This window comes from Bradyrhizobium cedriense, assembly GCF_054602315.1.
In genome coordinates this window covers 512,274-537,546 of the sequence record NZ_JBTSWB010000003.1, presented here as the reverse complement: position 1 = coordinate 537,546, position 25,273 = coordinate 512,274, and the positions used below count along the sequence as shown (strand labels likewise).

The 25,273-nt window shown below is 63.6% G+C and carries 27 protein-coding genes; 19 read left to right on the top strand and 8 right to left on the bottom strand.

All coding sequences use genetic code 11. From position 1 onward, the window contains the following. Positions 1-74: 74 nt before the first annotated feature. Positions 75-1,415, bottom strand: a complete 1,341-nt coding sequence (locus ACYCVF_RS14260; protein WP_459596128.1) for an RtcB family protein — start codon at positions 1,413-1,415, stop codon at positions 75-77. 556 nt (positions 1,416-1,971) lie between these two features. Here ACYCVF_RS14260 and ACYCVF_RS14255 point away from each other — a divergent pair. Continuing rightward, the gene (locus ACYCVF_RS14255) at positions 1,972-2,637 is read left to right on the top strand and encodes a DUF429 domain-containing protein (RefSeq protein WP_459596477.1); all 666 of its coding nucleotides are present in this window, start codon (positions 1,972-1,974) and stop codon (positions 2,635-2,637) included. Here the strand turns inward: ACYCVF_RS14255 and ACYCVF_RS14250 are convergent. Next, positions 2,631-2,852, bottom strand: a complete 222-nt coding sequence (locus tag ACYCVF_RS14250; protein ID WP_459596127.1) for a hypothetical protein — start codon at positions 2,850-2,852, stop codon at positions 2,631-2,633. The genes ACYCVF_RS14255 and ACYCVF_RS14250 overlap by 7 nt on opposite strands. A gap of 106 nt (positions 2,853-2,958) precedes the next feature. On the opposite strand from ACYCVF_RS14250, the gene ACYCVF_RS14245 reads away from it, so the two are divergent. Together ACYCVF_RS14245 and ACYCVF_RS14240 are read left to right on the top strand one after the other, a co-directional pair. Next, positions 2,959-3,156: a hypothetical protein gene (locus ACYCVF_RS14245; RefSeq protein ID WP_459596126.1), complete on the top strand. Its 198-nt coding sequence runs from the start codon at positions 2,959-2,961 to the stop codon at positions 3,154-3,156. Between the two features lie 85 nt (positions 3,157-3,241). Continuing rightward, the gene (locus ACYCVF_RS14240) at positions 3,242-3,946 is read left to right on the top strand and encodes a glutathione S-transferase family protein (protein ID WP_459596125.1); all 705 of its coding nucleotides are present in this window, start codon (positions 3,242-3,244) and stop codon (positions 3,944-3,946) included. 8 nt (positions 3,947-3,954) lie between these two features. Here the strand turns inward: ACYCVF_RS14240 and ACYCVF_RS14235 are convergent, their stop codons facing one another. Further along, complete coding sequence (locus ACYCVF_RS14235) at positions 3,955-4,326, bottom strand: tRNA-binding protein (RefSeq protein ID WP_459596124.1); 372 nt, start codon at positions 4,324-4,326, stop codon at positions 3,955-3,957. A gap of 102 nt (positions 4,327-4,428) precedes the next feature. Here ACYCVF_RS14235 and ACYCVF_RS14230 point away from each other — a divergent pair, with 102 nt between their 5' ends. After that, the gene (locus ACYCVF_RS14230; protein ID WP_459606459.1) at positions 4,429-4,788 is read left to right on the top strand and encodes an ArsC family reductase; all 360 of its coding nucleotides are present in this window, start codon (positions 4,429-4,431) and stop codon (positions 4,786-4,788) included. Here ACYCVF_RS14230 and ACYCVF_RS14225 read toward each other — a convergent pair. After that, positions 4,785-5,465, bottom strand: coding sequence for a PAS domain-containing protein (locus tag ACYCVF_RS14225; protein WP_459596123.1), 681 nt, complete (start codon positions 5,463-5,465; stop codon positions 4,785-4,787). The genes ACYCVF_RS14230 and ACYCVF_RS14225 overlap by 4 nt on opposite strands. A 308-nt stretch (positions 5,466-5,773) precedes the next feature. On the opposite strand from ACYCVF_RS14225, the gene ACYCVF_RS14220 reads away from it, so the two are divergent. The 7 genes from ACYCVF_RS14220 (at position 5,774) to ACYCVF_RS14190 (ending at position 12,304) form a co-directional block, all read left to right on the top strand. Beyond that, positions 5,774-6,529 carry an ABC transporter ATP-binding protein gene (locus tag ACYCVF_RS14220; RefSeq protein WP_027574222.1) on the top strand — a complete coding sequence of 252 codons (756 nt, stop codon included), beginning with the start codon at positions 5,774-5,776 and terminating at the stop codon, positions 6,527-6,529. Then, on the top strand, positions 6,522-7,268 hold the full coding sequence (locus tag ACYCVF_RS14215) for an ABC transporter ATP-binding protein (RefSeq protein WP_459596122.1): 747 nt from the start codon (positions 6,522-6,524) through the stop codon (positions 7,266-7,268). The genes ACYCVF_RS14220 and ACYCVF_RS14215 overlap by 8 nt, the downstream gene beginning before the upstream one ends. 40 nt (positions 7,269-7,308) lie before the next feature. Continuing rightward, positions 7,309-8,526: an ABC transporter substrate-binding protein gene (locus tag ACYCVF_RS14210; RefSeq protein WP_459596121.1), complete on the top strand. Its 1,218-nt coding sequence runs from the start codon at positions 7,309-7,311 to the stop codon at positions 8,524-8,526. Positions 8,527-8,593: 67 nt separating this feature from the next. Beyond that, positions 8,594-9,457, top strand: coding sequence for a branched-chain amino acid ABC transporter permease (locus ACYCVF_RS14205; RefSeq protein WP_027574219.1), 864 nt, complete (start codon positions 8,594-8,596; stop codon positions 9,455-9,457). 1 nt (position 9,458) lies between these two features. Further along, positions 9,459-10,427 carry a branched-chain amino acid ABC transporter permease gene (locus tag ACYCVF_RS14200; RefSeq protein WP_459596119.1) on the top strand — a complete coding sequence of 323 codons (969 nt, stop codon included), beginning with the start codon at positions 9,459-9,461 and terminating at the stop codon, positions 10,425-10,427. Between the two features lie 155 nt (positions 10,428-10,582). Beyond that, the gene (locus tag ACYCVF_RS14195; protein WP_459596118.1) at positions 10,583-11,227 is read left to right on the top strand and encodes a DUF47 domain-containing protein; all 645 of its coding nucleotides are present in this window, start codon (positions 10,583-10,585) and stop codon (positions 11,225-11,227) included. Between the two features lie 69 nt (positions 11,228-11,296). Beyond that, a complete protein-coding gene (locus tag ACYCVF_RS14190; protein WP_459596117.1) occupies positions 11,297-12,304 on the top strand; it encodes an inorganic phosphate transporter in 1,008 nt (335 codons plus the stop codon). Here ACYCVF_RS14190 and sugE read toward each other — a convergent pair. Beyond that, positions 12,297-12,611, bottom strand: coding sequence for a quaternary ammonium compound efflux SMR transporter SugE (gene sugE / locus ACYCVF_RS14185; RefSeq protein ID WP_459596116.1), 315 nt, complete (start codon positions 12,609-12,611; stop codon positions 12,297-12,299). The two genes, ACYCVF_RS14190 and sugE, sit on opposite strands and share 8 nt — an antisense overlap. Before the next feature lie 159 nt (positions 12,612-12,770). Here sugE and ACYCVF_RS14180 point away from each other — a divergent pair, with 159 nt between their 5' ends. The 8 genes from ACYCVF_RS14180 (at position 12,771) to der (ending at position 21,408) form a co-directional block, all read left to right on the top strand. Next, positions 12,771-14,393: a peptide chain release factor 3 gene (locus tag ACYCVF_RS14180; RefSeq protein WP_459596115.1), complete on the top strand. Its 1,623-nt coding sequence runs from the start codon at positions 12,771-12,773 to the stop codon at positions 14,391-14,393. Between the two features lie 230 nt (positions 14,394-14,623). Continuing rightward, positions 14,624-15,202, top strand: coding sequence for a hypothetical protein (locus ACYCVF_RS14175; RefSeq protein WP_459596475.1), 579 nt, complete (start codon positions 14,624-14,626; stop codon positions 15,200-15,202). 194 nt (positions 15,203-15,396) lie between these two features. Further along, entirely contained in the window at positions 15,397-15,981 is a 585-nt protein-coding gene (locus tag ACYCVF_RS14170; RefSeq protein WP_459596114.1) for an NnrU family protein, read from the top strand. A 73-nt stretch (positions 15,982-16,054) separates the two neighbouring features. Beyond that, entirely contained in the window at positions 16,055-17,647 is a 1,593-nt protein-coding gene (locus ACYCVF_RS14165; protein ID WP_459596113.1) for a class I adenylate-forming enzyme family protein, read from the top strand. A 128-nt stretch (positions 17,648-17,775) separates the two neighbouring features. Next, positions 17,776-18,180 (top strand): P-loop NTPase, encoded by a 405-nt coding sequence (locus tag ACYCVF_RS14160; RefSeq protein ID WP_459606412.1) that lies wholly within the window; start codon positions 17,776-17,778, stop codon positions 18,178-18,180. Between the two features lie 567 nt (positions 18,181-18,747). After that, complete coding sequence (locus ACYCVF_RS14155) at positions 18,748-19,401, top strand: tetratricopeptide repeat protein (RefSeq protein WP_459596111.1); 654 nt, start codon at positions 18,748-18,750, stop codon at positions 19,399-19,401. Between the two features lie 31 nt (positions 19,402-19,432). Next, a complete protein-coding gene (locus ACYCVF_RS14150) occupies positions 19,433-19,975 on the top strand; it encodes a hypothetical protein (RefSeq protein WP_459596110.1) in 543 nt (180 codons plus the stop codon). A gap of 50 nt (positions 19,976-20,025) precedes the next feature. Next, positions 20,026-21,408 carry a ribosome biogenesis GTPase Der gene (gene der / locus ACYCVF_RS14145; protein WP_459596109.1) on the top strand — a complete coding sequence of 461 codons (1,383 nt, stop codon included), beginning with the start codon at positions 20,026-20,028 and terminating at the stop codon, positions 21,406-21,408. 185 nt (positions 21,409-21,593) lie between these two features. Here the strand turns inward: der and ACYCVF_RS14140 are convergent, their stop codons facing one another. The 3 genes from ACYCVF_RS14140 to ACYCVF_RS14130 all read right to left on the bottom strand — a co-directional run bounded on the left by ACYCVF_RS14140 (position 21,594) and on the right by ACYCVF_RS14130 (position 25,058). Continuing rightward, complete coding sequence (locus ACYCVF_RS14140; protein ID WP_459596108.1) at positions 21,594-22,820, bottom strand: ABC transporter substrate-binding protein; 1,227 nt, start codon at positions 22,818-22,820, stop codon at positions 21,594-21,596. Positions 22,821-23,087: 267 nt separating this feature from the next. After that, entirely contained in the window at positions 23,088-24,236 is a 1,149-nt protein-coding gene (locus tag ACYCVF_RS14135) for an NHL repeat-containing protein (protein ID WP_459596107.1), read from the bottom strand. 81 nt (positions 24,237-24,317) lie between these two features. Further along, positions 24,318-25,058 (bottom strand): SDR family NAD(P)-dependent oxidoreductase, encoded by a 741-nt coding sequence (locus tag ACYCVF_RS14130; RefSeq protein WP_459596106.1) that lies wholly within the window; start codon positions 25,056-25,058, stop codon positions 24,318-24,320. Positions 25,059-25,273 lie beyond the last annotated feature (215 nt).

Genomic DNA, 25,273 nt, shown 5'->3' with positions numbered 1-25,273 from the left:
CGGCCTGATCATCGAGCTCTGGCGTGAAGGGCAAGCGAGCGGAAGGCAGTTGCCTCCCGCTCGCGATGTTTTCGTCAGTCCTTCCACGGATCGAACTCGCCTTCGCCAGCCATGGCGACGGCGAACGGCCGCAACGTGTGCAGCACCCGCACGGTGCCGACGTGCTGGGCAAGCACCTCCGGCAGGCGGCGATAGGCCATCGGGCTCTCGTCGAGCTCGGCACCGATCAAGGTGACGCCGCGCTCGTTCAGCCAGCGGTCCATCTCTTCGCGCGAGAAGCGCCGCTTCGCTTCCCTTCGTCCGAACAGGCGGCCGGCGCCGTGCACGGTCGAGTACAGCGAAGCCTTCGCTTCCGGACTGTCGACGCCTTCGAGAATAACGGCGTCGTCGCCCATCGAGCCGCCGACGAATCCCTTCTGGCCGGGAAACGCCGGCGTCGCGCCCTTGCGCACCACCCACAGATCCTTGCCGTCGTGGGTTTCACGCCAGGCATAATTGTGGTGGTTGTGCACGCTCTCGGTCACGCTGCCGCCGATGATCTGGCGGACGCGCTCGACGACCCATTCGCGACCCGCATAGGCATAACGCCCGGCGAGCTGCATCGCCGCGATGTAGCGGCGGCCGAGCTCCGAATCCTCGTCGACCACGGCAGGCGGGACGTTCATGCCGTCCTTGCCGCCGGCAGCCTTGAGGTAGCGCGTCGCGGAGGTGTGTCCGAGACCGCGGCTTCCGAAGTGGACGCCGATCCAGACGAAGCCTTCTTCGTCGCGCATGAGGTCGACATAATGGTTGCCCGATCCGACCGTGCCGAGCTGGCTCACCGCCTTCTGACGGTAGGCCTCCATGTCGCTCTCGCGCCAGGCATCGCCGTCGTCGAACAGCGCGTGCTCCGCCCGTTCGGCATTGGCTCGTCCCACGCCGAACGAGATCGTCTTGGCGACGTCGCGGATGATCGTGGGCACGAGACCTGCGATGTCGTCGAAGCGCGTGTCGAGCTTCGCTGCCATGTTGCCGCAGCCGATGTCGAAGCCGACGCCGGAGATGCTGATCTGTTTCTCATAGGCGATGACGCCGCCGACCGGCTGAGCGTAGCCGAGATGACCGTCGGCGCAGATCACGCCGGAGACTACGTGGCCGACCACCATGCAGTTGCGCATCTGCGCCACGGTCGCCTCCTCATGCGGGCCGAAGACCTTCAGCGGCGTATTCTGGAAACGGGCCTCCTGCGGGCGCAGGTTCGCGATCTCGCCCGCGGCAGCATCGGCCTCGCGCGCAAGATGCTCCTTGCGCGCGGCGTCCCGGTACGCGCACCAGGCCGGCTGCCCGCGTCCCTCGCCGACGCGCGAGTCGGGATCGACACCGGCGGCGAGACAGAGCTCGCGGGCGCGTGCCATGTAGGGATCGGATCTTCGCATGGTCTTGGTCCTGCATCACATCCCGCGCGCACCTCTTGAGGTGCGCGCGGGCATTTCAGAGTTTGGGCCGGTCCCCGGCGCGGTGCTCCGCTTCTGGGGCCGTTGTCGTTGCGCATCGGTTCAACGCCGTCTCCAACGCCGCGATCCACGCGGCCACGGCGTCGGAGAAGCCGTCGAGGGCGCCGCGCGCCTGGGCACGCCTTTCGAGCGCGAGCCCCGGGATCCGGGTCTCCCGTCCGGCCATTGCCGGGATGTTCGAACGGGCCGCGCCGCGGGCAACAAAAAACCCTCCGGAGCGGCAGGCTCGGGAGGGTCCGTGAGAAGCGGACTGTCGATCTTGCCGTTCAGGCAGGATCGCTCCCATGAGCCGGGCGTGCACCGTCGATTGGCCGGAAGCCATTCGATGTGCAGACTAGGATTTCGTAGCGGTACGGCATCGCTCGGTTCATGTTGTCTGTCGCGAACGGAAGTGTTCGCGAGGCCGCGGGACATACGCCTGCAACCTGCGGATGTCAAGCAAAGGCGCGTGTGAGATTGTATGGGGTCAGCCAACGACGTGCCAACCTATCTCGGTATCGACGGATTTCGCTTCGGCTGGGTCGCTGCCTGGATCGATGAGCGTGGCGATCATGGCTTCGATTACTCGCCGGGCCTGACGCGTCTGCTCGCGCTACCGCATGCGCGTGCGATGATCGACATGCCGATCGGCTTGAATCCAAGCGGCTATCGCGCATGCGATCTGCGGGCGCGCGAGCTGATCGGCCCGGCCGTGTTTCTCGGCGCGCGCAGAGACCTCTGGGGCTTTCCCGACATGGCGGCGGCCAATCGCTTCTATTGGACGCATGAAGGCAGGGGCAGGGGCGTTTCGGCGCAGCTCTGGAATATCAGAGACAAGCTCAAGGAGGTCGACGATGTCATGACGCCGGCGCGACAAGCGACGGTGGGGGAAGCGCATCCGGAGTTGATCTTCTGGAATCTCGCAGGCCGGATCAGGCTTGAACCGAAGACGTCGCTGCGAGGCCGCGAGCAGCGTATTGCCCTGCTGAGAGACCGGGGCTTCACTGGGATCGAACGATGGCTGACGCTTCGCCACGGCACCGGCATTGGCCGCGACGATCTCATCGACGCCTGCGCCTGTGCGGCAGCGGCGCGCGATAGCACGCAACGTATCGGCGGCGACGAGATCGATCCGCGCGGGCTGCGAATGGAGATCAACTATTGAGTTTCCTCCTCGCGGACCCCTCCGTCGCGCGAGCGGTCGCGACGAGCATGGCTCTGCTCACGATCCTCGGCATCGTCGTCCAGTCTTGCGGCTCTCTTCTCGTAGGCCTCGGCCATTGCCTGCAAGCGCCGCGCGGCTTCGCTATGTGCGAGATCGCTGGCGACGCGGCGACAGCGTTCAGCATGGTCGAGCAGGGCGCGCTTCTCGATGTTCATTCGGAGACAACGCCTGGAACGACCATTGGTCCCTGCAGCCTCGTTGAAACAGCGGCTTCGTCTCACTTGGGAAAAAGTAGCAATATTTTCGCACGAGCCCAGGAACATGGCGCATCAGCCGACGTTGAGGCCAAAGCCTGCTGAGGGACAAAACGCCATGTACGACATGTGCCAATTGGCGACCGGGACGCTCGCGATCGCCTTTACGGCCCTGCTGTTGATCACGGGTGAGCGCTTCATCGAGTCTCGACTGCAGCATGAGGCAATGATCCCGACCGTGGTGATGGCAACGCTGCCGCCATAGTCGCAGGTCGCCGGGACGATGTGACTTGCGCCGCACGGCGCCTCGCCTAGATTGAGCTCGCCTCAGTCCGTGCACAAAGGTCCCGATGTCAGATCTTGCAGCTTTTCCCATCACCAAACGCTGGCCGGCGAAACATCCTGAGCTGCTTCAGCTTTATTCCCTGCCGACGCCGAATGGCGTCAAGGCCTCGATCATGCTGGAAGAGATCGGATTACCTTACGAAGTTCACCTCGTGGACTTCGGCAAGGACGATCAGAAGACGCCGGAATTCCTCTCGCTCAATCCGAACGGCAAGATCCCGGCGATCCTCGATCCCAACGGTCCCGGGGGCCGGCCGCTGCCGCTGTTCGAGTCCGGGGCGATCCTGCAGTACCTCGCCGAGAAGTCCGGCAAGCTCGTGCCGCAGGATGCCGCGCGCCGCTACCAGACCATCCAGTGGCTGCACTTTCAGATGGGCGGTGTCGGGCCGATGTTCGGGCAGGTCGGCTTCTTCCACAAGTTCGCCGGCAAGGATTTCGAGGACAAGCGGCCGCTGGAGCGCTACGTCAACGAGGCCAAGCGCCTGCTCGGCGTGATGGAGACGCATCTTTCCGGCCGGCAGTGGTTCATGGATGACGACTACACCATTGCCGACATTTCCATGCTCGGCTGGGTGCGCAATCTCATCGGATTCTACGGTGCCGGCGATCTCGTTGAGTTCGGTCAATTCGAGGCGGTCGGCAATTGGCTCGAACGCGGGCTGGCACGTCCGGCGGTGCAACGCGGGCTGAATATTCCGAAGCGGCCGTAGATCGTTTCCTAAAACAGCCGTCCACCGTTCGGCACGGGCTTGCTCGGGTGCACCAGCACGACCTTGCCGGCGGCGTCGGGAAAGCCGAGCGTCAACACTTCGGAGACAACAGGGCCGATCTGGCGCGGCGGGAAATTCACGACGGCGGCGACCTGTTGCCCGACCAGCGTCTCGAGCGGATGATGCTCGGTGATCTGGGCCGAGCTCTTGCGGACGCCGATCGTGGGGCCGAAATCGATCCATAGCCGAAAGGCCGGCTTGCGCGCTTCCGGAAACGGCTTGGCCTCGACGATGGTGCCGACGCGAATGTCGACCGCGAGGAAGGCATTGAAGTCGATGGTCGGCGAGGCGTCGGCCGCGGGATCGTGGGTGACGTGCATGGTCGTTCCGTCCGGAGGGTGGCGTTGTCCGCGATATTGTCGCGCGAACCGGAGTTTCGTACAACGTCGCACCCCCTGGCATCAGGCATGCGCGAGGACGTCTTGCCCAACATCATCTACGGCATCAAGAACTGTGACACCATGAAGAAGGCGCGCGTCTGGCTCGATGCCCATGGCGTGCCGTACGAGTTTCACGACTACAAGGCGGCGGGCGTCGAAAAGGACAAGCTCAAGCAGTGGAGCGACAAGGTCGGGTGGGAGACGCTGCTCAATCGCGCCGGCACGACCTTCAAGAAGCTCCCCGAGGCCGAAAAGGAAGGCCTTTCCGAGAAGCATGCGCTGGCCCTGATGCTAGCGCAACCATCGATGATCAAGCGGCCGGTGCTGGAGGTTGGCGGCAAGCTGTTGGTCGGCTTCAAGCCGGAGACCTATGCCAAGGAAGTCGGGGCCAAGTCTCGCTAGTTCAGCTCGATGATCTCGGTGGTGACGCTCGGGCCGGACGGATCTGCGAGCTCGACGACATCGGCCGCCGCGATGCGGCCGGGCGCGCGATGAAACAACTCGCGATCGATCACGGCACGCAGATTCGGACGCGGCAGCGCGTCATTTCCGCGCATCAGATTCTTGATCTCGAAGCCGCCGTCCTCGCAGAACGTCTTGACCGACGCGATGATGTGGCTGACCTTCCCGTCGGTCATGAAAGGCAGCAGCAGCCGTTCGTAGGCCACGATGCGCCCGCTTATGTCCTCGACGTCGGCCACACTGTAGACGGGCAGCGCGCGTGCCAAGCATTCGTGATAGATGGGCATCACGAATGGGGCTAGCCGCGGCCCGACATAATCATCGAGCAGGACCCCCTTGCCGGTTTGTCCATAGGCACGCGAGATGCGCGTGCCTTCGCTTTGGATGATGAGGCGCGGCGTCGGCGCCGAGAATTCCACCGTGTAGTAGATGAGATCGGAAAGCTCTTCCTCGAGCCGCGCAGGCTGGTACTCCCAGATCGCCGGTGCGACCTCATGGCGCGCATAGAGCCGCAGCCACGTATTCAGGAGATCACGCTGCCTGATCGACTTGACGACGGAGGGCGCGGCGCTTGCGAAATCCAAAACAATATTCCCCACGTGAAAACCCCCGCGCATGATCCGGCTTGCAGGAAAATTTTCTATGAAGGCTGGCGCACCGAACGAAAGACCGTTAACGACGGCTTGATGGCCGGTGTCTTGCGAACCGGGAGCCGGGCAGGCACGACATCGAAACGCGTCCGACTAAGGGAGCATTTGTATCCCAGCCGGAGGCCTGATCTGCTCAGCTTTCCGCCTTGCCTAACCCCCGTCACCTCCGGCATATTCCGCGCCCGGAGGCGGCGCCCCGGGTGGGCTGCAAGTCCTCCGGACAGCCGAAGCAACAAGGACAGCCACGCGCCTTGCGCGGGCAGGGGGAAATCTGTTTGGCCGATGAGTTCATTCTCGAAACGGAAGGCTTGACCAAGGAGTTTGCGGGCTTCTTCGCCGTCCGCGACGTTGCGCTCAAGGTTCGCCGTGGGAGCATCCATGCGTTGATCGGCCCGAACGGGGCCGGCAAGACGACCTGCTTCAATCTTCTGACCAAGTTCCTGAAGCCGTCAGCCGGAAAGATCCTGTACAAGGGACAGGACATCACGGCGATGGCGCCGGCGGACGTCGCCCGCATGGGTCTTGTGCGTTCGTTCCAGATTTCGGCGGTGTTTCCGCATCTCACCGCGCTGGAGAACGTCCGCGTGGCGCTTCAGCGCCAGCACGGCTCTTCGTTCGACTTCTGGCGCTCCAAGTCCGTGCTGAACCGCTTCAACGACCGCGCGCGCGAGTTGCTCAATGACGTGGGCCTCAGCGAGTTTGCGAGCACGCCCGCGGTCGAGATGCCCTATGGGCGCAAGCGTGCACTTGAGATCGCAACCACGCTCGCACTCGACCCAGAGATGATGCTGCTCGACGAGCCGATGGCCGGAATGGGCCACGAGGACATCGACAAGATCGCGGCGCTGATCAAGCGCATCTCGGCGAAATATACCATCCTGATGGTCGAGCATAATCTGAGCGTGGTGGCCAATCTCTCCGACATCATCACCGTGCTGACGCGCGGGCAGGTGCTCGCGCAGGGCCATTACTCCGAGCTCACCAAGGACGAGCGCGTCAAGGAAGCCTATCTGGGAGCCGGTCATGCCTGACACTGCGATCGCCGAGGCTCCGGCCAGGGCCGCGACCGGCGGAAACATCCTTCAAGTCCGCAACCTCGAAGCATGGTATGGCGAGTCCCACATCCTGCACGGGATCAACTTCGACGTGAACGCCGGCGAGGTCGTAACCTTGCTCGGGCGCAACGGCGCCGGCAAGACCACCACGCTGAAGTCGATCATGGGCATCATCGGCAAGCGTACCGGCTCGGTGAAGTTCAACGATCAGGAGATCATCCGCGCGACCTCCGACAGGATCGCGCGCATGGGCATCGCGTTCTGCCCGGAGGAGCGAGGCATATTCGCCAGTCTCGACGTGCGGGAGAATCTGATGCTGCCGCCGGTGGTCCGCGAAGGCGGATTGCCGCTCGATCAGATCTTCGAGCTGTTTCCGAACCTGAAGGAGCGGCTCAACAGCCAGGGCACCAAGCTGTCGGGCGGCGAGCAGCAGATGCTCGCGATCGCGCGTATCCTGCGCACCGGCGCGAGCTTCCTGATGCTGGACGAGCCGACGGAGGGCCTCGCTCCGGTCATCATCCAGCAGATCGGCCACACCATTGCGCGGCTCAAGAAGGAAGGCTTCACGATCCTGCTGGTCGAGCAGAACTTCCGCTTCGCATCGACCGTCGCCGACCGGTATTACGTGGTCGAGCACGGCAAGATCATTGACGGGTTCTCCAATTCGGAGCTTGCCGCCAACATGGACAAGCTCCACACCTATCTCGGTGTCTGACGCCTCGACGCATTCAATAGTGGATTTCCCGGAGGGAATTATGAAACAGCGTTTTTCTGCAATTGTTCTCGGCATGGCGTTGGGATTCGTCGCGAGCGGCGCGTCGGCACAGGACAAGACCGTCAAGGTCGGCGTGCTGACCGATAATTCCGGTCTCTATTCCGACCTCGGTGGCGCGGGCTCGACGCTGGCCGCCCAGATGGCGATCGAGGATTCCGGCCTTGCCGCCAAGGGTTGGAAGGTCGACTTGATCTCCGCTGATCATCAGAACAAGCCCGACATCGGCGCCACCATCGCGCGCCAATGGATCGACGTCGAGAAGGTCGACATCTTCATGGATGTGCTGAACTCCGGTGTCGCGCTCGCGGTCAACAATGTCGTCAAGGAGAAGAATTCGATCCTGATCGACACGGGTGCGGCGACCTCGGATCTGACGAACGCCCAGTGTTCGCCGAACACAATCCATTGGGTCTATGATACCTACATGCTGGCCAACAGCACCGGTCAGGCGCTGGTGAAGGCCGGCGGCGATACCTGGTACTTCCTCACGGCGGACTACGCGTTCGGCGCGGCGCTGGAGCGCGACACGGCGGCGGTGGTGCAAAAGGCCGGCGGCACGGTGCTCGGCAGCGTCAAGCACCCGCTCAATTCCTCGGACTTCTCCTCGTTCCTTTTGCAGGCGCAGGCATCGAAGGCGAAGATTGTCGGTCTTGCGAATGCCGGCGGCGATACCACCAATTCGATCAAGCAGGCTGCCGAGTTCGGCATCGTTGCTGGCGGACAGAAGCTTGCCGGACTGCTCTTGTTCATCACCGATGTTCATTCGCTCGGCCTCAACGTGGCGCAAGGGCTCAATTTCACCGAGACTTTCTACTGGGATCTCAACGACGGAACGCGCGCCTTCTCCAAGCGCTTTTCGGAGCGCATGAAGAACAAGGCGATGCCTTCGATGGTGCAGGCCGGTGTCTATTCGGGACTGATCCATTACTTCAAGGCGCTGGAGGCGATGGGCGGCAATCCGCATGACGGCGTCAAGGCGGTCGAGAAGATGAAGTCGATGCCGACCGACGATCCGTTGTTCGGTCAGGGCAGTATCCGGGTCGATGGCCGCAAGATTCACCCGGCCTACCTGTTCGAGGTCAAGAAGCCCTCGGAGTCGAAGGGGCCGTGGGACTATTACAAGCTGGTGGGCTCCGTCCCCGCGGACCAGGCGTTCCGGCCGCTCTCCGAGAGCGTCTGTCCGCTGGTGAAGAAGTAACTCTCGTGGCCCGCCGCGCGGTCGTGCCGCAGGCGGGCTTTCATATTGGTGGCGGAAGCTAATCCCGATGCAGGCTCTCTACGCACAACTACTGGTGGGACTGATCAACGGCTCGTTCTACGCGCTGCTCAGTCTCGGGCTTGCCGTGATCTTCGGCATGCTCAACATCATCAATTTCGCCCATGGCGCGCTCTACATGATGGGCGCCTTCGTCGCCTACTTCCTGTTGAACCTCGGCGGCATCAACTATTGGTGGGCGCTGTTGCTGGCGCCGATCATCGTCGGCATCTTCGGCATGATCCTGGAACGGACCATGCTGCAATGGCTGACCGGGCTCGATCATCTCTATGGACTGCTCCTGACCTTCGGCATCGCGCTGATCGTGCAGGGCGTGTTCCAGAACTATTTCGGCTCCTCCGGCCTGCCTTACGCCATTCCGGACCAGCTCAGGGGCGGCATGAATCTCGGATTCATGTTCCTGCCGGTCTATCGCGGCTGGGTCGTCGTGTTTTCCCTCGTCGTATGCTTGGCGACCTGGTTCCTGATCGAGAAGACGCAGCTCGGCGCCTATCTGCGCGCCGCCACCGAAAATCCGACACTGGTGCGCGCTTTCGGCATCAACGTGCCGCGCATGATCACGCTGACCTACGGTCTCGGCGTCGGCCTTGCCGCGCTGGCCGGCGTGCTCTCGGCGCCGATCAACCAGGTGCGGCCGCTGATGGGCGCCGACCTCATCATCGTCGTGTTCGCGGTGGTCGTGATCGGCGGCATGGGATCGATCATGGGCTCCATCATCACCGGCTTTGCGCTCGGTGTGATCGAGGGCCTGACCAAGTATTTCTACCCCGAGGCCTCCAACACCGTCGTGTTCGTGCTGATGGTGCTGGTGCTCTTGGTGAAGCCAACGGGATTGACGGGAAGGGCGGCCTGAGATGACAACCCTGACGGACGACACGCTGCCGGTGACCCCTCGCGCGGTGCGCGACGAGATGATCGTGTTCGTGCTGATGGCGCTGCTGCTGGCGGCGGTGCCGTTCACGGGAGTCTACCCGTTCTTCGTGATGCAGGCGCTGTGCTTTGCGCTCCTCGCCTGCGCCTTCAACCTGCTGATCGGCTACGGCGGATTGCTGTCCTTCGGCCACGCGATGTTCCTGGGAACGGCGGGCTATTGCAGCGCGCATGCGCTGAAAGTATGGGCGCTGCCGCCCGAGCTCGGCATCCTCGTCGGCATCGCCGCGGCGTTCGTGCTGTCGATCATCACCGGCTACATCTCGATTCGCCGCCAGGGCATCTATTTCTCGATGATCACGCTGGCGCTGTCGCAGCTCCTGTACTTCATCTATCTCCAGGCGCCGTTCACCCATGGCGAAGACGGCATCCAGGGCATCCCGCAGGGACACATGTTCGGCATGCTCGACCTCTCGAAGCCGACGGTATTGTATTATGTCGTCCTGGTCGGCTTCCTCGCCGGCTTCCTCCTGATCTTCCGCATCATCAACTCGCCATTCGGCGAAGTCCTGAAGGCGATCCGCGAGAACGAGCCGCGGGCGATCTCGCTCGGCTACCGCACCGACCAGTACAAGTTCCTGGCCTTCGTCCTGTCCGGCACGCTGGCTGGCTTTGCCGGCGCGCTGAAAGTGTTCGTGGCGCAGAACGCATCGCTCACCGACGTGCACTGGACGATGTCGGGCGAGGTCGTGCTGATGACCCTGGTCGGTGGTCTCGGAACCATTTTCGGTCCCGTGGTCGGCGCCTTCGCGATCATCGCCATGCAGCAATATCTGGCGGGTTTCGGCCAGTGGGTGACGGTGATCCAGGGCACGATCTTCGTGGTCTGCGTGCTCACCTTCCGCCGCGGCGTCATCGGCGAAATCGCGCATTACTTCCGGCGATCTCTCTAACTGGCTGATTCAAAAGCTGTTTGCGAGCAGTTGGAAAGCGGTGGATGACCCGGCTTCGCAGGCGTGAGATGACACGCGCGCGGATCGAAAATGGTCTATGACAGTTTCATGACAGCCCTTCGGGCCTGACCATTTCCAACCGGTAGCCTATCCACATGATGCGATGGTTTCGTGCATTCCTGCCCAAGGAAGAGCGGTTCTTCGACCTGTTCGACCGGCATGCCCAGACGGTGATCCAGGGCGCGATCGCGCTCCAGGGCATGCTCAATGGAGGCGAGGAGACGCCGGTCTATTGCCAGCGCGTCAACCAATTCGAGAACGACGCCGACAACATCACGCGCGAGGTGCTGACGGCGGTGCGCCGCACCTTCATCACCCCTTTCGACCGCGGGGACATCAAGAACCTGATCACGTCGCTGGACGATGCCATCGACCAGATGCAGCAGACCGCCAAGGCCGTGATGCTGTTCGAAGTCCGAACCTTCGAGCCTCCCATGCGCGAGATCGGCGGGCTTCTGATCGAATGCGCCAATCTGGTCGGGCGTGCGCTGCCGCTGATGCAATCGATAGGTCCGAACGTCGCCATGCTGACCGCCATCACCGAAGAACTCGGCAAGCTGGAGGGGCGGGTCGACGATCTCCACGACATCGGCCTGAAGGAGCTGTTCCTCAAGCATCGCCAGGGCAATGCGATGGACTTCATCGTCGGCGCCGAGATCTACGACCATCTCGAGAAGGTGGCCGATCGCTTCGACGACGTCGCGAACGAGATCAACAGCATCGTCATCGAGCAAGTGTAACGCATGATCCGGAAAAGTGTCCTGCGGTTTTCCGCACAGATCATGCGCAAAGTGTAAGGCGGGGCCGCCGTGGATGCAGCGTTGGGCTTTCCCATCCTGGTCGGCTTGATCGCCGTCGCGCTGCTGTTCGACTTCCTGAACGGCCTGCACGACGCCGCCAATTCGATCGCGACCATCGTCTCGACCCGGGTATTGCGGCCGCAATACGCGGTGTTCTGGGCCGCGTTCTTCAATTTCATCGCCTTCATGGTCTTCGGCCTGCACGTCGCTCAGACCATCGGCACCGGCATCATCGATCCTTCGGTCGTCGATGCCCAGGTGATCTTCGCTGCGCTGGTCGGGGCCATCGTCTGGAACCTCGTGACCTGGGCGCTCGGAATCCCGTCCTCGTCGTCGCACGCGCTGATCGGCGGGCTCGTCGGCGGCGGCATGGCGAAGGCGGGGATCTCGGCCGCGGTGTGGAGCGGCCTGTCTAAGACGGTGCTGGCGATCGTGCTGTCGCCGCTGGTCGGCTTCCTGCTCGCCATGATGCTGGTGGCGATCGTGTCGTGGGCCTCGGTGCGTTCGACACCGTTCGCGGTCGATCGCGCCTTCCGCATCCTCCAGTTCGCCTCCGCCTCGCTCTATTCGCTCGGTCATGGCGGCAACGACGCACAGAAGACCATGGGCATCATCGCGGTGCTGCTTTATTCGCAAGGCCATCTCGGCAGCGAATTTTCCGTGCCGTTCTGGGTGGTGCTGTCCTGCCAGGCGGCGATGGCGCTGGGCACGCTGATGGGCGGCTGGCGCATCGTCCGCACCATGGGCCTGCGCATCACGAAACTGACCCCGATGCAGGGCTTTTGCGCCGAGACCGGAGGGGCCGCCACTCTGTTCATGGCGACGTTCCTCGGCGTTCCCGTTTCGACCACCCACACCATCACCGGCGCGATCGTCGGCGTCGGCGCCGCCCGTCGCGTCTCGGCGGTGCGCTGGAACGTCGCCAGCTCGATCGTCTATGCCTGGGTGATCACGATCCCTGCCTCGGCCATCGTGGCAGCGCTGACCTGGTGGATGGTCCAGATCTTCGTCAGGTAACGAACTTCAATCCGACGATCCCGGCGACGATCAGGCCGATGCTGGCGAGGCGGAATGCAGTGGCGGGCTCTCCGAACAGGATGATGCCGAGCGTCGCGGTCCCGACCGCGCCGATGCCGGTCCAGACCGCGTAGGCGGTTCCGACGGGAAGCGACTTGAGCGCGAGTCCGAGCAGGATGACGCTGCCGGCCATCGCCACCAGCGTGATGACGGATGGAACAAGCCTGCTGAAACCCTCGGTGTATTTCAGGCCGATCGCCCAGGTGATCTCGAGAAGGCCCGCGACGAACAGGATGCTCCAGGCCATGACGACCCTCCGTACCAAGGCAGGGTCGTCCCCGCGGCTGACAGGCTGAGAAATGGGAAGGTCGTCCTTCCCGAAAGCCGATATGGGGCTGGCCGGAAGCCTCCGCAATCACCAAATGAGGCTTGATAAGGCCCGTTTTCCCTGCCACACGCTCCCGCCATGTCCGACATCGCCACCACCACAGCCGAATCGCCGGCCCGATCCCCGCTTGCCGCTGAAGTGGCGCGGCGGCGGACCTTCGCGATCATCTCCCACCCCGACGCCGGCAAGACCACGCTGACCGAGAAGCTGCTGCTGTTCGGCGGCGCCATCAACCTGGCCGGCCAGGTCAAGGCCAAGGGCGAGCGGCGCAACACGCGCTCGGACTGGATGAAGATCGAGCGCGAGCGCGGCATCTCGGTCGTGACGTCGGTCATGACCTTCGAGTTCGAAGGCCTCGTCTTCAACCTCCTGGACACGCCGGGCCACGAGGACTTCTCGGAAGACACCTATCGCACGCTGACGGCAGTCGATTCGGCCGTCATGGTGATCGACGCCGCCAAGGGCATCGAGGCGCGCACCCGGAAGCTGTTCGAGGTGTGCCGTCTGCGGGATATTCCGATCATCACCTTCATCAACAAGATGGACCGCGAAAGCCGCGACGTCTTCGATCTGCTCGACGAGATCGAGAAGACGCTGGCGCTCGACACCACCCCGATGACCTGGCCGGTCGGCCGCGGCCGCGACTTCCTCGGCACCTATGACGTCGTCAATGGCGGCGTGCGCCTGCTCGAAGGCGGAGGCGCCAAGACCGGCGCGGCGCAGCAGATCGAGATCGAAGAGCTCGCCAAGCTCAACGCCAATCTCGACGTTTCCGCCGTGAAGGACGAGCTGGAGCTCGTCACCGCGGCGTCGAAGCCGTTCGAGCTCGAAGCGTTCCGCGAAGGCCATCTTACGCCGGTCTATTTCGGCAGCGCGCTACGCAATTTCGGCGTCGGCGACCTCCTGGAAGGCCTCGGCAAGTTCGCGCCCGAGCCGCGCGCGCAGGACAGCGACCAGCGCAAGGTCGAGGCTACCGATCCGCGCATGAGCGCCTTCGTGTTCAAGATCCAGGCCAACATGGATCCGAATCACCGCGACCGCATCGCCTTCGCGCGGCTGTGCTCTGGCAAGCTCAGCCGCGGCATGAAGGCCAAGCTGGTCCGCACCGGCAAGAGCATGCCGCTGTCGAGCCCGCAATTCTTCTTCGCCCAGGACCGCTCGGTCGCGGACGAAGCCTTTGCGGGCGACGTCGTCGGCATTCCCAATCACGGCACGCTGCGCATCGGCGATACCTTGACCGAGGGCGAGGATTTCAACTTCGTCGGCGTGCCGAGCTTCGCGCCGGAAATCGTCCGCCGCGTCCGTCTCACCGACGCGATGAAGGCGAAGAAGCTGAAGGAAGCCCTGCAGCAGATGTCGGAAGAGGGCGTGGTGCAGGTGTTCCGCCCGCGCGACGGCGCGCCGGCGCTGGTCGGCGTCGTCGGGGCGCTCCAGCTCGACGTGCTGAAGGCCCGGCTCGAGGCCGAATATTCGCTGCCGGTCGAATTCGAGGTCAGCGAGTTCCAGCTGGCGCGGTGGGTCTCCTCGGAGGACCGCAAGAAGCTCGACGCCTTCATCGCCGCAAACACCTCCAGCATCGCGGACGACGTCGACGGCGATCCCGTGTATCTCGCGCGGAACGAGTTCTATCTCGGCTATACCAGGGAGCGCGCCGAGGGCATCGAGTTCACCAACGTCAAGGACGTCAAGAAAAAGGGGTAGGGTGGTGTTCCGCCCGCTCTGTAGCCATTCCCTCCGCTGCCATGCCCCGGCTCGAGCGGGGCATCCAGTGCACTGCGGCCCCTCTATTCAACCACAAGCGTCTCGGCGTACCGGGGCGCCCGGTCAGCCGGGCGACCCGGGTATTGAACGCGGGCATGTGAACGCACGCAGGCTTGATGCTTTCACAGACGATGCCACGTTTCACTCACATGACATCGCGAGCTCAGAGCATGTGGCGCGGCATTCTCGTTTTCACGCTGCTGGCGGTATCGGCCGCCGCCGCCGACGCGCGGCCCCGGCAGATCAATCCGATTCCGTTTTCGCACGAGCCGTGCAGCGTGCTCGACGGCAGGCCCTGCACGCCGTCCTACTGCAGCCCGCTCGAGCCCGGTCCCTGCATTCCCGAGATCGATTATCCCTACGGCCAGAACCTCCAGCTCACGATCGAGAGCGTGCCTGCAGAGGCCGACCGCGCCAAGTACCGCAAGCCCGATCACGATCTCGATACGATCGGCGACCTCTTCGCAGAGCTGCGCAGCTGCTGGTCGCCGCCATCGGACAATGCCCGCGCGGGCATGCAGATGTCGGTGCGATTCAGCCTCAACCGATCGGGCGGCCTGATCGGCCCGCCGCGCATGACATTTGCGACCGCGGGCGTGCCGGCTGACACGCGAGCGTCATATCTGAACGCGATCAATTCGTCGCTGAAGGCCTGCCTGCCGCTGAAGTTTACCAGCGGTCTTGGCGGCGCGCTGGCTGGCCGACCGATCGCGATCCGATATGTCGACAATCGCGAGCTCGGCAAATAGCTCTATCTCCTCATCCTGAGTAGCGCGCTCGCGCGCGTCTCGAAGGATGGAAGGCCCCGCTGTTGCGGCAGCCGGGCCTGCATGGTTCGAGACGCGCGCAAGGGCGCGCTCCTCACCATGAGGGCCGAGAGTTGCGAGCGGCGGCCAATCGATGATACCTCAGAGGCGGGGCGCTCGCCGAAGGGGAGGATGTCGTGGGTCTGCTGGTCATGATACTGGGGCTGGTGCTGTTCTTTGCGGCCCATGTTTTCACGACGAAGCGCGAGGTTCGCGCGCAGGCGATCGCAAGGCTTGGCGAGGGCACCTACAAGATCCTCTATTCGCTCGTCTCGCTTGTGGGGCTCGCGTTGATCATCTGGGGCTATGCCCACTATCGCGCGACCGGCTGGATCGACGTCTGGTATCCGCCGAAGGCGATGAAGCACATCACGCTCGCCTTGATGCTGCCCGCCGTCATCCTGGTGGTCGCGTCATATTTGCGCGGTCGCATCTATGCGACGCTGAAGCATCCGATGCTGGCCGGCATCAAGCTGTGGGCGGCGGCGCATCTCCTTGCCAATGGCGATCTCGGCTCCATCATCCTGTTTGGCTCGTTCCTGGGGTGGGCGGTGTATGATCGCATTTCGCTGAAGCGCCGCACCGATGCCGGCGCTCCGCCGATCCCGGTGGGGGGCGTCAGCAACGACCTGATTGCGGTGGCAGTCGGCGTCGTTGCTTATCTGGCGCTGGCATTCGCGTTCCATCCGGTCGTGATCGGTGTTCCCGTCATCGGCGTCTAGCCGATCAGCACAAGACAGGATCTGCCCGACCATGCGCGGAAGGTAGCAAGAGCAACAAAACCGAGGCACGCCGATGATTTGGTTGCGATCGCAACTTCCGTCAATGCGGTACGAGGCGCGTTTTGGCGATAGAATCGTGCCTGCGTTCGCGGACCGGCCCGAGAGCCTGTGGGCGATGATCGCGGAAGCCCGCGCCCGCAACGCCGAGGGCGAAGCGCTGATCGCAGGCGACGTCCGCCTGAGCTGGCAGCAGGCCGTCGAGCAGGCCGCACGGATTGCAGCGGGATTTCGCAGGCTCGGATTGCAGCGCGGCGATCGTGTCGCGATCCTGCTCGGTAACCGCATCGAATTTCCGTTGCTGCTGTTCGCCGCTGCGCATGAGGGCCTGGTGACGGTGCTGCTCAGCACGCGGCAGCAGAAGCCGGAAATCGCCTACGTGCTGGCCGATTGCGGCGCCAAGATCCTGATCCACGAAGCCGCGCTCGCCGAGCGGCTTCCCGATGCGCGGGATGTGCCCGATGTGATCCACCGTATCGCCGTCGACGACGATCCGGCTCTGTCGCGGTTCGCTCTGCTCGCCGACAATCCCCCGGAGGGGGCGCCGGCGGAGACGAGCGAGGAGGACACCGCGATGATCCTCTACACCTCGGGGACGACAGGAAAGCCGAAAGGCGCGATGCTGGCACATTGCAACATCGTCCATTCCTCGATGGTGTTCGCGTCCTGCCTGCAATTGACGGAGGCGGATCGCTCGATCGCGGCCGTGCCGCTCGGCCATGTCACCGGCGTCGTCGCCAACATCACGACCATGATCCGCTGCGGCGGCGCGCTGATCATCATGCCGGAGTTCAAGGCCGCCGAATACCTCAAGCTCGCCGCGCGCGAGCGCGTCACCTACACGGTGATGGTGCCGGCGATGTACAATCTTTGCCTGCTCCAGAGCGATTTCGACAGCTACGACCTGTCGAGCTGGCGCATCGGAGGTTTTGGCGGCGCGCCGATGCCGGTCGCGACGATCGAGAAGCTCAAGGCGAAGATCCCCGGCCTGAAGCTGATGAATTGCTACGGCGCGACCGAGACGACGTCGCCCTCGACGATCATGCCGGGTGAACTGACCGAGAGCCATATCGACAGCGTCGGCCTGCCGTGCCCGGGCGCGCACATCGTCGCGATGGGGGCGGACGGGCGCGAGCTGCCCCGTGGCGAGATCGGCGAGCTCTGGATCCAGAGTGCATCCGTCATCAAGGGCTATTGGAACAACGCGAAGGCCACGGCCGAGAGCTTCACCGGCGGGTTCTGGCACTCCGGCGACCTCGGCTCGGTCGACGCCGAAGGCTTCGTCCGTGTGTTCGATCGGCAGAAGGACATGATTAATCGTGGCGGCCTGAAGATCTATTCGGCCGAGGTCGAATCCGTGCTGGCCGGCCATCCAGCCGTGGTCGAGAGCGCGATTATCGCCAAGGCTTGCCCCGTGCTGGGTGAACGCGTCCACGCGGTCGTCGTGACGCGCACGCCGGTCTCCGGCGAGGCCTTGCGCGCCTGGTGCGCCGAAAGGCTGTCGGATTACAAGGTGCCCGAAACCATGGCGATCACCGCCGACCCGCTGCCGCGCAATGCCAACGGCAAGGTGCTGAAGCGGCAGTTGCGGGAGCTGACGGGAACCTGAGCCGCTTAGTCGGGAGCACGATGATTCAACCGCATTCTCGTAGAGTGCATTGATGCACATCGCGGCGAACAGTCCTGGCTCCTCCGATCGCGTCGCTTTATGTCTGTCAACCGGAATTGCTATGCCGCTTGGGGTTCGTCAATCGCATCCATGCTGCCGTATCAACTTCAACTGGGACTAAAGATTTGAGCGCGGCTCCTTTAGTAACTGACGTTGAGCGCCGTCTGAAACCTGAATCGAACGCTCCAAGAATTTTGGTTGTTCGCGAGGAGACTGGAACCGGAAAAACGACTGTTATGCGACGAGCTGCGTTTGAATTGGCCCAGCGTGGGCTCCTTGTTCTGAACTGTTCGGCTTTAAGTCGAGTCGAGCCAAAGTCCACGGCTTCAATTATCGATCTAATTGATGATCCGCTTGTTGTCTTTGTCGATAACTTCGCCGATCAAGCTTATGTGTTTCGCGACGTGATCGATCTGCTGGAGAAGAAGGACATTCCGCCGCGGCAGCTTACGAAGAAGCGTACGAGAGATTGACTGATGCCATAATTCTGGAATCAAAATGGCACCGGAAAGCTGTTCAGCCTTACGTTCTACTGTTCAGAGGTTCGGCTGATTATATCAGGAGCGGCGGTCGACTGAGCGCAAAGCAAATAGAGAAAATCATGTCTCTGGTAGAGAACGCGAAGTCGATTTGGGGCAGGGACAACGAGATCCAGGAAGTCTGCGCTTCGGTAGAAACTGAATTTGCAGCGCTACGATACTGAATTTGCTGCGGTGCGATAGAGCGCTGCAGTGCTCTGCGCGCCTGGTGCGCCGAAAGGCTGTCGGATTACAAGGTGCCCGAAACCATGGCGATTACCGCCGACCCGCTGCCGCGCAATGCCAACGGCAAGGTGCTGAAGCGGCAGTTGCGGGAGCTGACGGGAACCTGAGCCGGGGCGGGTGGTCTCAAGGGCTTCTGCCGGGTGGTTAACGCCTTGATCGGGCTGGCTTTGCCTTGCCACCGCCATATCGTTGGGGTACCTCGCCGCCACGTGGGGACGGGATTCCTGACGCGAACGCTTTCGCGCGCGCACTCGGCCGGGCATGGGATTGGCATAAGTGTCTGAATTATTTAACGAAATCGATGAGGAAGTACGTCGCGAACAGCTCAAGAAGCTGTGGGACAAGTATTCGATCTACTTCATCGCCCTGATGGTGCTGGTCGTGGCCGCCATCGGTGGCTGGCGCGGGTACCAGTATCTGGAGGCCAAGAAGGCCGCCGAGGCCGGCGCCGCCTTCGAGAAGGCCGTTGAGCTGTCCGAGCAAGACAAGCACGCTGACGCCGAGAAGGCCTTCACCGAACTCGCCGCCAAGGCTCCGTCCGGCTATCGCACCCTGGCACGGTTGCGCGCTGCCGCCGAGGCCGCGAGCCGCGATCCCAAGGCCGCCGCGAAGATGTATGACGACATTGCCGCCGATCGCAGCGTCGAGGGCGAGTGGCAGGACCTGGCGAAGATCCGTGCCGCCGGCCTGCTGCTCGACGGCGCCAGCTACGCCGACATGCAGCAGCGGCTGGAGCCCTCCGCCGCACCGAAATCGACCTTCCGTCACACCGCCCGGGAGATGCTGGCGCTGTCGGCCTGGCGTAACAACGACCTGACCGCAGCCCGCAAATGGCTCGATGCGATTGACGGAGACGGCGAAACACCGCCCGGCCTGCGCTCGCGCGCCGAGGCACTCCAGGCCCTGCTGCCGCCTGTCGCCAAGAGCTGACGACGGCCCTCTGACGTAGACGAGACACAAGATGCGCCGCACGCAACGCTTGATCGCAGCCGCCGTCCTGATCGCCTTCACGGGCGTCCTGGGCGGCTGCTCCAGCTTCGATCCGAGCGACATGTTCGACTTCCTCGATACCAAGAAGAAGCTGCCGGGCGACCGCAAGCCTGTGTTCCCGGAAGGCGTGCCGGGTCTCGAGCAGGGCGTGCCGAGGGATCTTTACAAGGGCGCCCAGCAGCAGCCCGATCCGAACGCGCCTGCCGTCGCGGCTCTGCCCGCCGAGCCGCCGCCGGAACCCGCCAGGCCGGCCAAAGGTGCAAAGGCGCGGCAGCCGGCCGCAGCAGCTGTGGCGCCGGCTGAAGCCCCGGCCGGCGAGATCGATGGCGAGGCCCAGCCGGAGGCCGCGCCGTCCACGGCCGCACCGCCGCCCAAGCACAAGATCGTCCGCAGGCGCACCACCGCGCCGCCGCCGGATCAGCCGGTCCAGCAGACGCAACCGGCCCAGACCACGCAGCAGCAATCGCAGGGCGCTTTCCCGGCGCCGCTGCCGAGCGGGAGCTTCTCTCGCTGATATTCTTCACTGCATTGACAGACGCGGCTCCGGCAGCGCACGAATGACTGATGCCCTTCACGATTGCCATCATCGGCCGGCCCAATGTCGGCAAATCGACGCTGTTCAACCGCCTGGTCGGACAGAAGCTCGCGCTCGTCGATGACCTGCCGGGCGTCACCCGCGACCGCCGCGAAGGCGAGGCCAGACTCGGCGACCTCCAGTTCACCATCATCGACACTGCCGGGCTCGACGAGGGCGCCAAGGGCTCGCTGACCGCGCGCATGCAGGAGCAGACCGAGGCCGCGATCGCGCAGGCCGACGCGCTGTTCTTCGTCATCGATGCCCGTATCGGCCTCACGCCCACCGATCGCGCCTTCGCCGATTTCGCCCGCAAGGCCGACAAGCCGGTGCTGCTGATCGCCAACAAGAGCGAGGGCAAGCATGGCGACGCCGGAGCCATGGAGTCTTTTGCGCTCGGCCTCGGCGATCCCATCCAGATCTCCGCCGAGCATGGCGAGGGCATGGGCGAACTCTACGATGCGCTGGCCACGCTGATGCCCGAGCCGGTCGAGGAAGACGAAGACGAGGACGACGCGCCGATCTCGGAGGAAGAGGCTGCGACGCGCCCGATCCGGGTCGCCATCGTCGGCCGTCCCAATGCCGGCAAGTCGACGCTGATCAACCATCTGCTCGGCGAGGAACGCCTGCTGACGAGCCCGGAAGCCGGCACCACGCGGGATTCCATTGCGGTCGAGATCAACTGGAAGGGGCGCGATTTCCGCGTGTTCGACACCGCTGGCCTGCGCCGGCGCTCGCGCATCGAGGAGAAGCTGGAGAAGCTCTCGGTTGCGGACGCGCTGCGCGCGGTGCGCTTTGCGGAAGTCGTCGTGTTGATGATGGACACGCAGAACCGCTTCGAGGAGCAGGATCTGCGCATCGCCGATCTGATCGAGCGCGAGGGAAGGGCGGTCGTGCTCGCGGTCAACAAATGGGACCTGATGGAGACCAAGGGCGGTGGCGCCATTTCGGGGCTGCGCCGCGATGCCGATCATTGGCTGCCGCAACTCAAGGGCGTGCCGATCGTTGCCGTCTCGGGCCTGATGGGCGAGGGCATCGACCGTCTGATGCAGGCGGTCCAGGACGCCTATGCGATCTGGAACAGGCGCGTGCCGACGGCCGCGCTCAATCGCTGGTTCGAGCAGGCGATCCAGGCCAATCCGCCGCCGGCGGTCTCGGGCCGCCGGCTGAAGCTGAACTACATCACACAGACGAAGGCGCGCCCGCCGAGCTTCGTGCTGTTCTGCTCGCGCGCCGATGCGGTGCCGCAGTCGTATTTGCGGTACCTCACCAATTCCATGCGCGAGACCTTCGAGCTGCCGGGCACGCCGGTGCGCATCACCCTGCGCGAGAAGGCCAATCCCTTCGCACACAAGCGCAAGCGGCCGTCGTGAGTGACGGTGCCGGCGCGCCGTTGCATCTGCCCGGGGCGCCGTTCCTGCTTTGGCGATGTTGATGGTGGGTTGCGTGGGGATCTCGCGATGCGGTCGCTGGGCGCGACGAGGACGGTCTGAAACGCCAATGCCCGGGACGAGCCCGGGCATGACGCCGTCAAAACCTTTGCACGACCGCTAGGCGGTCACTTCTTCAACAGCGGGCAGTCGCTGTCCTTGAGCGGCTTGGCCGCGTCTTCCGCCGAGATCGTGGCGATCTGCTTGTAATAGTCCCACGGGCCCTTCGACTCCTCGGGCTTCTTCACCTCGAACAGGTAAGCCGGGATGAGGCGGCGGCCGTCGGCGCGCAGCGGGCCCTTGCCGAACAGCGGGTCGTCGGTCGGCAGCTCCTTCATCTTGGCGACGACCTTGGCACCGTCATGCGGATTGCTGCCGAGCGCGTCCATTGCCTTGAGATAGTGCAGCACCATCGCGTAGCTGCCGGCCTGCGTCATCGAGGGCATCGCGTTCTTGTTCGCCAGCGCCGAGAAGCGCTTCGACCAGGCGCGAGTCTGCTCGTTCATGTCCCAGTAGAAGGACTCCGTGAAGGTCAGGCCCTGGGCGGTCTTCAGGCCCAGCGAATGCACGTCGTTGATGAACAGCAGCAGCGCGGCGAGCTTTTGGCCCGCGGAGACGATGCCGAATTCGGCCGCCTGCTTGATCGAGTTCGTGGTGTCCCCGCCGGCATTGGCGAGGCCCACTACCTTGGCCTTGGAAGATTGCGCCTGGAGCAGGAACGAGGAGAAGTCCGCGGTATTGATCGGATGCTTGACGCTGCCGAGGACCTTTCCGCCGTTCGCGGTCACAACGGCCGTGGTGTCGCGTTCCAGCGCGTGGCCGAAGGCATAGTCCGCGGTCAGGAAGAACCAGCTGTCCCCGCCGGCCTTGGTCAGCGCCTTGCCGGTGCCGTTCGCCAGCATGTAGGTGTCATAGGTGTAGGAGATCGTGTTCGGTGTGCAGGCCTTGCCGGTCAGGTCGGCGGAAGCGGCGCCTGAATTCAGCAGCACCGCATTCTTTTCCTTGACGAGATTGCTGACCGCCAGCGCGACGCCGGAATTCGGAGTATCGGCGATCGCGTCGACCTTCTCGTTATCGATCCACTGCCGGGCGATGTTGACGCCGACGTCGGGCTTGTTCTGATGGTCGCCGCTAATGACGTCAATCTTCCAGCCCTTCTTCAGCAGGCCGGAATCCTCGACCGCCAGCTTGATTGCCACCACGGAATTCGGGCCCCCGATGTCGGCGTACAGGCTCGACATGTCGTTGAGCACGCCGATCTTGATGGTCTTGTCCTGGGCGAAGGCGGAAGTGGCAAAACCGAAAGCGGCACAGGCCAGAAGGGCCGCGGTGCTGCGTGCGAACGTCGTCGTCATGAAAGTTTCCTCCATTGTCAAATATGCGGACGGCCCTCTTGCGGAGCCTTGTTCCGGCTGATGGCTCTAGCCTGTCCCACGGCCGGCGGCAATGCATCTAAAGCCGGATGCCGCTGCGCCATAGTGCATGATCCGGAAAAATGGGAAGCGGCTTTTCGAAAAGATCATGCTCAAATACCAGCCTAAGGCGCGATGACTATTCGTCGCAATCTCGTCGCGCTCGAGCGTCATCCGGCGGTTAACCTTACGACAAGATACGTTGAGACGCTATTTGAGTGCATCCGACGTCAGCCTGAACTTCTGGATGCGCTTCCCGGTATCAACCTCGGCGGTATAGACGTTACCCTTGGCGTCGATCGCCATGGCGTGCACCCAGTGGAATTGTCCGGCATTGCGGCCGCTATGCCCGAAGCTGCCGACCACGCTGCCGTCTTCGCGCTTGATCACCCGGATCTCGTTGTTCTCGCCGTCGGCGCTGAGCAGATAGGTCTGCTTCGGGTCGGGCCAGATCGCGATGTCCCACACCGCGCCGTTGCCGAGCGTGTTCTTCTCGAAGAAGAACTCCTTCACGAAGGTGCCGTCCTTCCTGAACACCTGAATCCGGTTGTTGATGCGGTCGCAGACGTAAACCAGTCCGTCGTTGGAGAGCTTCACGCAGTGGACCGGGTTGCCGAATTGCTGGGCGACCGGGCCCTTGGGATCGTAGGGCGTCTGCTTGCCGTCCTCAGGCTTGTTGCCATAGGCGCCCCAGTGCCGCTTGTAGGCGAGCGTCGTGGCGTCGAACACGATGACGCGGCGGTTGCCGTAGCCGTCGGCGACGTAGATCTCGTTCGCCTCCTTGTCGAGCGCGGTCTCGGCGGGCTTGCCGAGCTGCGACGTATCGTTGCTGCCGAGGCTCGGCGCGAATTTCCCGATCTGGGCGACGAACTTGCCGTCGAGCGTGAATTTCAGGATCGCATTGTCGTTGTCGGCATTGCCGCCGACCCAGACGAAGCCGCGCTCGTCGACCTCGATGCCATGCTCGCGGCCGACCCACTCGTAGCCCTGGCCTGGACCGCCCCAGGAGCGTAGCAGATTGCCGTCAGAGTCGAATTCGAGCACCGGCGGCGCCGAGACGCAGCATTTCGAGCGCGGCGGGTTGAGGCTCGCGCCCTTCTCGTCGTCGGTGAGCGAGCGCGGACGATGGATTACCCAGATGTGGCCCTGCCAATCGACGGTGATGCCGCCGACCTGGCCGAGAATCCAGTTGTTCGGCAGCTGCTTTGGCCAGGAGGGATCGACTGCGAAGGTCGGGACATCGCCGGCGTTCGCCGCGCGCGGAAGCGCGAAGGCAATGGCTGCGATGAGGATGAAGATGGCTCGAGAGACCTTTGCAGGCGCATGCGCTGAGCTTGCGCGATCATGCCATGGCGCCATGGCAACCTCCCTTGTTGTTGGCTTGACGGCTTGCTGCCGACCAAGCGCTGGCAGTCAATCGCGGGGAGGTCAGCGAGTCAATCAGGCCGGCGCGCGGAAGCTCATCAGGCTGCGCGTCTTGTAGTCGTAGAACTTCCCGGTCTCGGTCCAGTCAGGCGCACACATCGGCACGATGAATTCGGCAACCTGCTCGGGCGTGTCGAGCGTCTCCGGATCCTCGCCCGGCATCAGGGTTGCGCGCATGCGCGTGCGGACCGGGCCCGGATTGAACAGATTGACGCGCAGCTTGGTGTTCGCGGTCTCCTGCGCCCAGGCGCGCCCCAGCGTTTCCAGCGCGGCCTTGGATGCCGCGTAGGGGCTGACATAGGCGGTCGCCTTGTTGGCGGCGCCCGAGGTGACGAACACGGCGCGCCCGGCATCGGACTGCCTCAGCAGCGGCTCCATGCAGCGGATCAGCTGGAAGTTCGCGGAGACGTTGACGGCCATCACGTCGTTGAAGGCCTTCAGCTCGATATGGCCGATCGGCGAGGAGGGTCCGAGCACGCCGGCATTGCCGACGAGGATGTCGAGCTTGCCGTAGCGTTCGTGCAGGCCGGCGCCCAGCCGCGCGATGCCGTCGGAGTCCGTGAGGTTGAGCGGTACCAGCGTGGCGCTGCCGCCGTCCTTGCGGATTTCGTCGTCGAGCTCTTCCAGACCGCCCTGCGTGCGCGCCACGGCGACGATATGCGCGCCGGCCTTGGCCAGCGCCTTGGCCGTGGCGAAGCCGATGCCGCGCGAGGCGCCGGTGACGAGAGCGATGCGATCAGCGAGGGAACGGGACATTTACATTATTCTCCGTCATGCCCGGGCTTGTCCCGGCCATCCACGTCTTTGCGGCGGGTTTTTGCAGACGTGGATGGCCGGGACAAGCCCGGCCATGACGAAAAAATAGCAATGATAGTGATCTATGGACCACCGACCGAGGGCCCGCGATCTTCACGATCGTCAGGCTTAACCTTCATGCCTTGCCGGAAGCAAAGATGATAAATCCGACCAAT